At 63.8% G+C, this 12,262-nt stretch carries 4 protein-coding genes (1 of these 4 cut by a window edge); 1 reads left to right on the top strand and 3 read right to left on the bottom strand.

Translation table 11 applies throughout. From position 1 onward, the window contains the following. Positions 1-201 precede the first annotated feature (201 nt). On the top strand, positions 202-1,536 hold the full coding sequence (locus tag M5C56_RS14340) for a diaminobutyrate--2-oxoglutarate transaminase family protein (protein ID WP_103498127.1): 1,335 nt from the start codon (positions 202-204) through the stop codon (positions 1,534-1,536). 118 nt (positions 1,537-1,654) lie between these two features. On the opposite strand, the gene M5C56_RS14335 is transcribed toward M5C56_RS14340, so the two are convergent. From M5C56_RS14335 to M5C56_RS14325, 3 genes are all read right to left on the bottom strand, one after another. Next, positions 1,655-3,616, bottom strand: a complete 1,962-nt coding sequence (locus M5C56_RS14335) for a MacB family efflux pump subunit (protein WP_103498128.1) — start codon at positions 3,614-3,616, stop codon at positions 1,655-1,657. Positions 3,617-3,618: 2 nt separating this feature from the next. After that, a complete protein-coding gene (gene macA, locus M5C56_RS14330) occupies positions 3,619-4,776 on the bottom strand; it encodes a macrolide transporter subunit MacA (protein ID WP_103498129.1) in 1,158 nt (385 codons plus the stop codon). 64 nt (positions 4,777-4,840) lie between these two features. Beyond that, on the bottom strand, positions 4,841-12,262 hold the end of the coding sequence (locus M5C56_RS14325) for a non-ribosomal peptide synthase/polyketide synthase (protein WP_247263194.1). It continues 23,568 nt past the right edge of the window; the window shows 7,422 of its 30,990 coding nt (coding positions 23,569-30,990); the start codon falls outside the window, past its right edge — the gene reads right to left on this strand; the stop codon is at positions 4,841-4,843.

Genomic DNA, 12,262 nt, shown 5'->3' with positions numbered 1-12,262 from the left:
CCGGCGCGGTGTTTTCTTCCCGCGCCATAAAGTCCTTTCGTGGCACGCATTTAACCCCAGCAGCCACGGCCTGTCTGGCGTGGAAAACGGGGACATCCCGGACGCAATAAAGTGGCGATCACCGCAGGGCTCTTACAGAATCGGGCTCAGCTCGAAATGAGCCGCCAATGAATTCGCACCTGTGCCAATGAGTGATCGACTATGGAAGAGTTAAGTAATCTCAAGAAACTGGAGTCGAACGCGCGCACCTATGCAGCGACGTTCCAACGCCTGTTTGTCAGCGGCAGGGGCATGCGGGTCAAGGATGCCAACGGTCAGGAGTACCTCGACTGCCTGTCGAATGCCGGCACCCTCGCGTTGGGTCACAACCCACCGGTGGTGCGTGATGCGGTGATCGAGTTCCTCAACAGCGATCACCTGCAGCAGGCCCTGGACCTGGCCACCCCGGCCAAGCACGCCTTCGTCCAGGAGCTGTTCGCGACCCTGCCGGCCGGCCTGCGTGACCACAGCAAGATCCTCTTCTGCGGCCCCAGCGGCTCGGACGCGGTCGAAGCGGCGATCAAGCTGGCCCGCCATTACACTCAACGCTCCCCACTGATGGCCTTCCATGGCGGCTACCACGGCATGACCGCCGGGGCGCTGTCGGCCATGGGCAACCTCAATCCCAAGGCGGGCCTGATAGCCCAGGGCACCCACTTCCTGCCGTTCCCCTACCGCTTCCGCTGCCCGTTCGGCACCGATGGCGAACACACCGACCGTCTCTCCATCGACTACATCCGCACCGTGCTCTGTGACCCGGAAAGCGGTGTGTCGAAGCCGGCGGCGGTGGTGGTCGAAGTGGTCCAGGGCGAAGGTGGCTGCATCGCGGCCTCGGCCGAGTGGCTGCGGGCCCTGCGCGAGATCACCCGTGAGCAGGGCATCCTGCTGATCATCGACGAAGTGCAGACCGGACTGGGGCGTACTGGCAGCCTGTTCGCCATCGAACATTCCGGGATCACGCCGGATATCCTGGTGCTGTCCAAGGCCATCGGTGGCGGCTACCCGATGTCGGTGATCGTCTATGCCGAGCACCTGGACACCTGGGGCCCGGGCATGCACGCCGGGACCTTCCGTGGCAACCAGGTGGCCATGGTCGCCGGGGCGACGACCATGCGCTACATCAGGGAGCACGACCTGGTGGGCAATGCCGCGCGGCGCGGCGAGCAGTTGCAAAGCGGGTTGGAGGATATTGCCCGGCACTTCCCCTTTATCGGCGATGTGCGCGGCCGTGGCCTGATGCTCGGGGTGGAAATCGTCAAGCCGGGCACCGGCTCGCGTCCAGGGCTGGGTGATGGCGCACGGGCGCGGGCGATCAAGCTGGAGTGCTTCGACAACGGCATGATGATCGAGACCGGCGGACGCCATAGCGCGGTCCTGCGCTTCCTGCCCCCCCTGAACATTACCGAGTCGGAAGTGGGCCAGGTCCTCGATCGCTTCGAACAGGCTCTCAAGAGCAGCAGCGCGGCACGGGTTACCAGCGTCAGCGCGGTAGGCTGAGCCCATCGGTGCTTGCCCGCGACGCTGAAAGCTTCGCGGGCAGGCACCACTCCCACATGATCAGCGTCACCCCGAGAGATCAAAAAGGGCCCGTCGTACAAACGACGGGCCCTTCTTCTTAATCCCGCGCCAACGCCTCGATCGGATCAAGCCGCGCGGCATTGCGTGCCGGCACGAAGCCAAAGACGATACCGATCAGCGTCGAACAGATGAACGCGGTGACAATCGAGCTCACCGAGAACACCATCTGCCACTCCTTGACCAGCAGGGAAAACACATAGCCGATGCCGAACGACAGGCTGATGCCGATCACCCCGCCGATCAGGCAGACCATCACCGCCTCCACCAGGAACTGCTGGCGGATATCCGACTGACGTGCCCCCACGGCCATGCGAATACCGATCTCACGGGTCCGTTCGGTCACCGATACCAGCATGATATTCATCACCCCGATGCCCCCTACCGCCAACGAGATCACCGCGATCAACGACAACAGCAAGGCCAGCGACTGGCTGGTCTTCTGTACCGTCTGCATCACGCTGTCGAGGTTGTAGGTGAAGAAGTCCTTGGTCCCATGGCGTTTCTCCATCAGCTTGCTGACGTTGTCCTCGACCACCTTGCTCGGCTGGCCATCCTTCATCCGCACCGTGATGCTGTCCAGGAAGCTCTGGCCCAACACCCGACCCGCCGCGGTTTCGTAGGGCATCCAGATATTCAGGTTCTTGCTGGTGTTGAAGATGTTTTTCTTGTCCTCGGTCACGCCGATCACCGTACACGGCAGGTTATCCACCAGGATCACCTGGCCCAGCGGGTCCACCGTCGGGCCGAACAGGCGGGTACGGGTGTTGTAGTCGATCACCACCACCTGCGCCTGGCGCCTGGCGTCGTCCTTGGTGAACGACACCCCCGAGCCTATCTTGGTGCCGCGCACCTGGAAGTAGCTCGGGCTGACCCCACTGACCGTCGCCGTCACATCGAGGTTGCGGTAGCGCACCAACAGGTTGCGCCCGATATTCGGCGAGGCACTGTCGATATAGTACAAGCCGCTCAAGGCCGCGACATCGGACAGTGCCAGGGTCTCGATGGACCCCGCCTTGTTGTCGCCGAAGTCGCTACCGGGGAAGATCTCGATGGTGTTGCTGCCGATGGCCTGGATGTCCTTGAGCACATAGCGCTTGGCCCCTTCGCCAATGGCCACGATCGACACCACCGAAGTGATGCCGATAATGATCCCGAGCATGGTCAGCAAGGTCCGCATACGGTGCGAGATCAGCGCCACCCAGGCCATCACGAAGGCCTCCTGGAACAGCGCCAGACTGGCCATCAGCCGGTTGCCCTGCTTGGGTTTGGCCGGCAGGCGCTCGGTGGCTTTTTCGTTGACCACCGGGCGATTGGCGTTGACCCGGTCGGCGATGATCTCGCCATCGCGCATCTCGATGATGCGCTCGGCATGGGCCGCGACCTTTTCATCGTGGGTCACCAGGATCACCGTGTGCCCGGCGCTGTTGAGCTCCAGCAGGATCTTCATCACCTCCTTGCCGCTGACGCTGTCCAGGGCCCCGGTGGGTTCGTCGGCGAGGATGATTTCGCCGCCGTTCATCAACGCCCGGGCGATACTGACCCGCTGTTGCTGACCGCCCGACAACTGGCTCGGCCGATGTTCCAGGTGCCCCGCCAGACCCAGGCGCACCAGCAGTTCCTGGGCGCGGCTGTAGCGCTTGGTCTCGCCGGTGCCGGCATAGACCGCCGGCATTTCGACGTTGTGGGTCGCCCCCAGGTGCGGCAACAGGTGATAGCGCTGGAAAATGAAGCCGAAGTGATCCCGGCGCAACTCCGCCAGCTCATCGTCACTGAGGGTGCTGGTTTCACGCCCGTCGACCTTGTAGCTGCCGCTGTTGGCGTGATCCAGGCAACCGAGCACGTTCATCAGGGTCGACTTGCCGGAGCCCGAGGCGCCGGTAATCGCCACCAGCTCGCCGGCATTGATCGTCAGGTTGATGTCATTGAGCGCGATGAAATCCTTCTCACCGGCGACGAAACGGCGGGTAATGCCCTTGAGTTCCAACAGGGGTCGGCTCATGGTCAGGCTCCCGCTACCACAGGTGTTGCCGACGGCTCTCCGATCACGACTTTGTCACCCTCGGCCAGGCCGCTCTTGATCTCGACCCGCACATTGTTGTTGATGCCGGTCTGCACATTGCGGATCTGCGCCTGGCCCTGATCATCCACCACCCGTACCGGGAAGGTGCCGTCCTGGTTCTTGTCACCCAGTGCCGCCACCGGCACCGTCAATACGGTCTTGGCCTGGTCACGGACGATATGCACCTGGGCGGTCATGGAAATGCGCAGGCGATGATCCGGGTTCGGCACATCGAACAAGGCGTTGTAGAAGACCGCGGTGTTCTGCTTGCTGGCGCCGGTGGCCTGGGCATCGAGGAAGTTCTGCGGCGCCGGCTCAGTGCCGCGCAACTTGGCGTAATAACGTTTGTCGGCGTCACCGAGGATAGTGAAATACACCTCCTGGCCCGGGACGATATGAATCACGTCGGCCTCCGAGACCTGGGCCTTGATGGTCATGGTGTCCAGGTCAGCGAGCTTGAGGATCACCGGCGTCAGCTGGCTGGCGATCACGGTCTGGCCTTCCTGGGTCACGATGCCCACCACATCACCGTTGATCGGCGCAACGATGCGGGTGTAGCCCAGATTGATCCGGGCGGTCTCGACCTGGATCCGTGCGTCCCTGACCTGCGCTTCCAGCGACAGCAGGTTGGCGCCCTTGACCTCGAAGTTCGATTGCGCGGTCTCGAAGTCCTGCTTGGAAATCGCGTCGTCCTCACGCAGCAGCTTGTAGCGCTCGTAGGTCGCCTTGGCATCCTTGAGTTGCGAGGCCGCCGCCTGTTTCTGCGCGATCAGGTTCTCTTCATTGACCTGCGTCTGGCGCAGGGCGTTCTGCAGCACCACCGGATCGATTTCCGCCAGCCACTGGCCCTGGGTGACCTTGTCGCCGAGCTTGACCTTCAGCGACTTGAGCTGGCCCGAGACCTGCGCACCGACATCGACCTGCTTGATACCTTGCAGGACCCCGCTGGCCAGCACGGAGTTCTCGATATCCGTGCGTTCGACCTTGGCGGTCAGGTACTCCGGCGGTTTTGCCGGGGCCTGCACGCTGTAGAAAATAATCGCCGCCAGAACCAGCAGCACTACCACGATTACCACTTTGCGAAACTTCAACTTTTTCATAGAAAGCCACGAATGTGTTGAGGGTTGACCCGGCGGCCCCGCCGCCGGGCTTGAAGAGACTGTGTTATTGATGGGTTCGCCACCAGCTCGCCAGATGTTGCACATGCGGCGCCTTGAGGATGGTGAAATGGTTGCCCGGCCCACGCCAGACGGTGAGATCCGGTGCACAACGGCGCCAGCCGGCGACCATCGACTGCTGCTCGCGCTGGTTGCCCGCCGCGTCCAGCACCGGGTCGTCGGCCAGCACCAGGCGAACCGGCCCGGTGTAGATCGACGACGGTTGATAACGGGTACGCAAGGCCGTGCCGAAAGCCCGTGCCGGCCCACGCATCGAGTCCGGCGCCGAACGCTGCGGCAACAACCCGGCCCGCACCATCCCGGCATGCAGCAAGCGCATCTGGCCGGCATCGTCCTGCGCCGCGAAGGCGGCCTGATCGACCTCCATCGACTTGCCCGCGGCCAGTTGCATGGTCTCGATCAGGCGCTCCAGCACGCCCATCGCCGTATAAGGTTTACCCACCACACCGTTGCCCCCCGGCGACTCGCTGTCGATCAAGGTCAGCGAAGCCACCTCGCGACCCCGCGCCGTCAGGCGCTGGGCCATTTCAAAGACCACCCAGCCACCGAAGGAGTGACCGAGCAGATGCACCGGCCCGGTCGGATGCACGCTGTCGATGGCCAGCAGATAAGCCTCGGCGGCCGTCTCCACCAGGCTGTAGGGCACCGTGCGACCATCCAGCCCGCGCGGTTGCAGGCCATGGATCGGCCAGTGCGGACCAAACGCATCGGTCAGGCCGATAAAGCCCGTGACACTGTCGCCGGCCCCCGGCACGCAGAACACCGGCGTGTGATCGCGGCTCCCACCCTGGATCGTCAGCAACGGTTGGTGAACACCGCGGGTCGGCGACGGACGACCGGCCAGACCGGCCAGCGCCGTGTTGATCGCCTGCGCCAGACCTTCGATATGCGGCGCCTGCATCAGGCTCTGGTGATCACCCGGCACCTTGATGCTGTGCAACTGGCTCAGCGGCAGCACATCATCCCAACCCAGGTAGCCGCTGTGGGCCGGTGCGTCATGGGCCCGCTCGCTGGCGGTAAACAGATGCACCGGCACGCTGTTGGCGTACACCGTGTAGTGAGCTTGGGCATGACCGTGGGCGACTTCGCGATCCAGGTACTGCCAAAGATCCTGGGTCCCGTAGACATCGAGCTCCGGCGGCAGCACGCCCTGTTCGCGGCAGCGTTGCAGCAGGCCTTCGAAATCGAAGGACTGAAGTTCTGAACGCAGCCCTTCGAGCCGGGCCAGGACAGCCGCCCCCTCGTCGTGGCCCGTCCAGAACCGTTCGCAGTGCTCCAGCAGATGCTGTTGGTGCGCATTATCCGGATTCCAGCGGGCCCGGCCCTGATCCACCAGGCGCGGCAGATAAGTGTCGATCAAGCCGACGAACTCCACTTCCTCGTCGAGGCCAACCAACTGGATGGCGATCTCATAGGCCAACACCCCGCCGAACGACCAGCCGGCCAGGCGATAAGGCCCTTGCGGCTGGACCGTGCGCATCAGGTGCAACAGACGGGTCGCCAGGCATTCCATGGTCTGCAACTGCGTCTGCCCGAGGGCCACGCCAGGCAGGCCGTAGACCGGGATATCGCTGTCGATATGCTGACCCAGGGTCGGGAAGTACAGGTCCAGGCCGGTGAACTCGTGAACCAGGAACAACGGCCGTTGGCTACCGGTGGTGCGTACCGGCACCAGTTGCTCATTCGAACGCACTTCACCTGTGCGACTTTCCAGCAACCCGGCCAGCGCCGCGACACTGGCGTGCTGGAACAGCTCGGCCAGCGACACCGGCAACCCGGCCAGCGTCAGCTGGCTGACCAGGCGCACCGCCAGCAGCGAATGACCGCCCAGGGCGAAGAAACTGTCATGCCGCCCGATCCGCTCCAGGTCGAGCACCTCGGCCCAGACCTGCGCCAGACGATGTTCCAGATCGCCGTGCGGCGCCTCGAAGGCGTGGGTGGCGAACTGCTCCGCCTCCGGTGCCGGCAGGGCCCGCACATCGACCTTGCCGTTGAGCGTCAGGGGCAAGGCATCCAGGCGAATGCAGACACCCGGGACCATATATTCCGGCAAGTCGGCGGCCAGTTGCGCACGCAGAGCTTCGGACTCCGGGACTTCGCCGTCGGGTTGCACGGTGTAATAAGCCACCAGGTACTTGTCGCCCGGGCTGTCCTCGCGCGCCACCACCACGGCGTTGCGCACACCGGCACAGTGATGCAGGCAGGTCTCGATTTCCCCCAGCTCCACGCGGAAACCACGGATCTTCACCTGACCATCGTTGCGCGCCAGGTACTCGAGGTTGCCGTCCGGCAGCCAGCGCGCCAGGTCACCGGTGCGATAGAGCCGGCCACCGAGATGCTCGGCGAACAGGTCGTCGCTGAAGCGTTCGGCGGTCATTTCCGGGCGATTCAGGTAACCCAGTGCCACCCCGGCACCGCCGATATACATCTCGCCGACCACACCCACCGGCACCGGCTCGCGCCGGGCATTGAGCACATAGATGCGCACGTTGGCGTTGGGCTGGCCGATCGGCAGGCCGAGGGTCCCCGGCAGTATGTCGAACACCTCGTAGCGGCTGGCGCAGGTGGTGGCTTCGGTCGGACCGTAACCGTTGAACAGGCGGACCGTGGACGAGTGCTCGCGCACCCGCTGGAACGACGCCGGATCAGCCCGCTCGCCACCGCACATGACCATGCGCAGTCCCGCCAGGGCTTCGGGGATCAACCCGGCATACAGGTTGAACAAGGCCGTGGAAGTGATCAACACCGTCACTTCGCTGCGCTGCAGCAACCGGGCAAAGGCCGTCGGTTCAAGCAGCACCTGATGCTCGACAATCACCGACTGCCCGCCATTGAGCAAGGCACCCCAGATTTCCGGGCTGCTGGCGTCGAACGCCGGGTTGGAGGAGAAGGCCACGCGATCCTCGGGAGAGAAATCGTAGTAGCCATTGTCCTGGACCAGACGCGCCAGGCCGTTGTGACTGACGATCACACCCTTGGGCTGACCGGTGGAACCGGAGGTGTAGATGATGCAGGCCGGGGTGTCTCCCGCCGTGTTGCCCTCAAGTGCCGGTGGCGCCTGGTTGACCGCCAGGGTCAGCGACTCCAGGGTATCCAGGTTCAGGCGTGGCGTGCCTTCGGGGGCCGACAGGTCGCTGCGGGTCAGCAGCACCGTTGCCTCGCTGTCCTCGAGCATGAAGCGCACGCGCTCCTCGGGGGCCAGGCGATCCAGCGCCAGGTAAGCGGCGCCGCACTTGAGGGTCGCCAACAGGCTCGCCAGCAAGTCAATCGAACGATCCAGCAGGATCGCCACCCGGGTACCCGGCACCACGCCCTGCTCGCGCAGGCTGTGGGCCAAGGCGTTGGCGCGGGTATCAAGTTCACCGTAGCTCACAGTCAACTCACCCTGACGAGCCGCGATTGCCTGTGGCCGTGCCGCCGCATGGGCCTCGAACAGCTGATGGATCAACTGGCCGTGGGGATAGGCACGTTCGGTCCGGTTGAAGTCGAGCAGCAACTGCCGGCGTTCCGCCAGCGGCAGGATCGGCAGATCATGCAACGGCATTTCCGGCGTGCGTTCCAGCGCTTCCACCAGGTTGTCCAGCGCCGCATGCATGTAGCCGCAGATGCGCTGGGCACCGATTTCGGCCAGCACTTGCGCGGTCAGCACAAAGGCTTCACCGAGGTCATCGATACTCAGGGACAGCGGGTAGTTGGTCCACTCATCGCCACCCAGGCTCTCGATCCCGTTCCACGCCGCCTGGGCTTGGTTGTCGAGCTGCCCGCCACTGTGCCGGTAGTTGAGCAAGGCACTGAACAGCGGTGCCGGAGCGGCGACGCCGCTGCAACGCTGGGCCAGGGCCAGGGAAGCGTGCTCATGACCGAGCAAGGCGCTCAGGCGGGCATGGGTCGCCCGGACACCGGCCCGGGCACCCTGCGCTCCGACCTCGATGCGCAAAGGCAAGGTGTTGATAAACATCCCCAACGCCCGATCCGCCCCCTCGCCGCCTTGCATCCGGCCCATCAGCACGGTGCCGAACACCACGTCCTCGCGACCGCTGAGGCCGCCGACCACCTGGGCCCAGGCCTGGTGATGCAAGCTGGCGGCGCTGACGCCGAGCTGGCGTGCACATTGACGCAAGCGCAGGCTCAAGGTTTCGTCGACCATCAGGTGGGCCTGCTCGATGGCGCTGCCGTCACCCTGCACATCGGCCAGGCCGAACGGCAGGGTCGACTCGTCGACATCGCCGAGCATGTCGCGGAAGAAGGCTTCGTGAGCCGCCTGGCTGACACCCAGACGGGCCTGGGCCACGTAGTTGCGATACGGCACCGCCGCCCCCAGTTGCGCCTGCTGCCCCAGCAGATAGGCCTGCATCTCGTGGCGCACCACGTCCAGCGCGGTGTGGTCGAGGGCCATGTGGTGGAACAGCAGCAAGGCGACCCAACGCTGCTGAGCGGCGTCGTAGGTGCAGGCCAGGCGCAGTAATGGCGCCTGACGCACATCGAGCCGGTAGTGCAACGGATCGAAATGCCCACGCAGTTGGCTGGCGATATCACCGGACTCAGGCGCAAAGGTCATTTCTTCCAGCACCATCGGTGCCCGACGCAGCACCACTTGCAACGGCTCGTCCAGGCCTTCCCACAACACGGCGGTGCGCAGGATATCGTGGCGACCGATCACACCCTCGAAGGCGTCGATAAACGCCAACAGCCGCGCGCGGTCTTCCAGGTAGAACAGCGCCTGCTGCACATAGGGATCGCCCTGCTCCGCCGCCAGGTGGTGATAGAGAATCCCCTCCTGCAACGGTGCCAGCGGGTAGATGTCCTGAATATTCACCGCGCCACCCGGTACGCTCGCCACTACCCGGTCGATCTGCACCTGGGTCAGATTGACCAATGGCAGCAGATCCGGAGTGATATGCGTGCAGCCTTCAACGATCAGGTTGGCCGGCACTACGATTTCCGTGCTGCCGCCCACCGCTGCCGCCAGTGCCGACAAGCTCGGCTGGCCGAACAACACCCGTACATCGGCGCTCAGGCCGACCTGGCGCATGCGTTCGATCAACGTCACGGCCAATAGCGAGTGACCGCCGAGTTCGAAGAAGTTGTCGTGCCGCCCTACGCGCTCGACCTTGAGCAATTCCGCCCAGAGTTGCGCCAGTACGCTTTCCACTTCGCCTTGCGGCGCTTCATATTCGCGGCTGATCAGTGCCGTGCCATCCGGGGCCGGCAGGGCCTTGCGGTCCAATTTGCCGTTGGGCGTCAGTGGTAGAGCATCAAGCTGCACATAGGCCGCCGGGACCATGTATTCCGGCAGTGCGCCTTGCAGATGGCCACGCAGGCTTTCGATCTCCAACACGGCTTCAGGCTGCTGCGCCGTGACGTAGGCCACGAGGCGTTTTTCGCCCGGGTTGTCCTCCCGAGCCAGGACTACGCTTTCCTTGACCCCAGGATAAGCAGCCAGGCGCGCTTCGATTTCGCCCAGTTCGATCCGGAAACCACGGATCTTCACCTGGTCGTCGTTACGGCCCAGGTATTCCACCCTGCCGTCCGGCAGATAGCGACCCAGGTCGCCGGTGCGGTACATACGACCGACATTGAACGGGTCGTCGAGGAAACGCTCGGCGCTCAGTTCGGGGCGGTTCAGGTAGCCGCGAGCCACCTGCACACCACCGATATACAACTCGCCTGCCACACCCAGCGGTACTGGCTGACGACTGGCGTCCAGCAGGTAGATCTTCGTATTCGCCACCGGTTTGCCAATCGGCGTATTGTCTGGCGTCTCAGGCCCCGTGCAATCCCAGGCCGTCACGTCTACCGCCGCTTCGGTTGGACCGTAGAGGTTGAACAGGCCGACTTCCGGCAACTGCTGCTTGAAGCGTCGCACCAGATGCCCCGGCAGTGCTTCACCGCTGCACATGACTCGCAGCAAACCGCTACCCCCGGCCTCGCCATGAGCGAGGAACAGATCCAGCATCGACGGCACAAAGTGCAAGGTGGTGATCTTCTGCTCGCGAATCACTTCACGCAGATAGCCCGGGTCACGATGACCGCCCGGACGCGCCATCACCAGCCGTGCGCCGTTGAACAGCGGCCAGAAGAACTCCCAGACCGACACGTCGAAGCTGAATGGCGTCTTCTGCAACACGCTGTCCGAGGCATCCAGACCGTATTCGTCCTGCATCCACAACAAGCGGTTGACCACGCCACGGTGTTCGTTCATCACGCCTTTCGGCTGGCCGGTCGAGCCGGAGGTGTAGATCACGTAAGCCAGATGCTCGGGACGGACTTCAGCGCGCAACGGGTTGCTATCTGGTTGTGCGAGGAAACCTTCACGCTCGGCATGCTCAGGATCGAGCAACAGCACCGGTACGTTGCTGGCTGGAAGCACTGCACGCAAAGCCTCTTGGGTGAGAACAACCGCCGGAGCACAGTTCTCCAACATGTAGGTCAGACGATCAATCGGGTAATCCGGGTCCAGCGGCACATACGCAGCGCCGGCCTTGAGAATCCCCATCAACCCCGCGACCATTTCCAGGCTACGATCGACACAGATCGCCACCCGATCATCCGGGCCGATGCCCAGGCCGATCAGACGATGGGCGATACGGTTGGCCTGACGGTTGAGTGCGTCATAGGTCAGGCTGCCCTTCTCGTCCACGACCGCTATCGCGTCACCACTGGTTGCAACACGAGCCTCAAAGAGGCCATGCAAGGTCAGATCCTGCGGATAGTCGACTGCCGTGTCATTAAAGCCTTCCAACAAATGCTGACGCTGTTCCTCGTCCAGCAACGGAATCTCTGCAACCAGCGCCCGTTCATCGGCCGCCATCCCACGCAACATGGCTTCCAGGTAACCCAGGCAACGCTGCATGGTCGACTCGTCGAACAACGCCGTGGCGTATTCCAAAGTGCCGAACAGACGGTCGCCCACCTCGGTCATATCCAGCAGCACGTCAAACTTGGCCGTGCGACTGGTCACCCCGACACCATGCAGGGTCATATCGCCGAGCGCCAGATCGACGTCCTCGGTGTTCTGCCAGGACAACATCGCCTGGAAAATCGGGCTGTGGGACAGACTGCGCTGCGGACGAACCACTTCCACCACCTGCTCGAACGGCAAGTCCTGGTTGGCCTGGGCGGCCAGGGTCTGGCGCTTGACCTGTTGCAGCAAGGTTTCGACGCTCAGCGCCGCCGAGACCTCGACCCGTACCGCCAGGGTGTTGACGAAGAACCCGATCAGGTCCTCCACCTCGGCGCGCAGACGGTTGGCCGCCGGCGTACCGATCACCACATCATCCTGGCCGGACAGGCGGCTCAACACCGCAGCCCAGGCCGCCATGACCGTCATAAACAAGGTGGTGCCCTGCCGCTGGCTCAACGCCTTGAGACCACGGGTCAAGTCGGCATCGAGGGCCAGGCCCAACAG

This window comes from Pseudomonas sp. MWU13-2862 (genome assembly GCF_023242495.1).
GTDB lineage: Bacteria > Pseudomonadota > Gammaproteobacteria > Pseudomonadales > Pseudomonadaceae > Aquipseudomonas > Aquipseudomonas gingeri_D.
The sequence above is the reverse complement of the archived record's forward strand: the minus strand, read 5'-3'. Positions and strand labels throughout refer to the sequence as shown.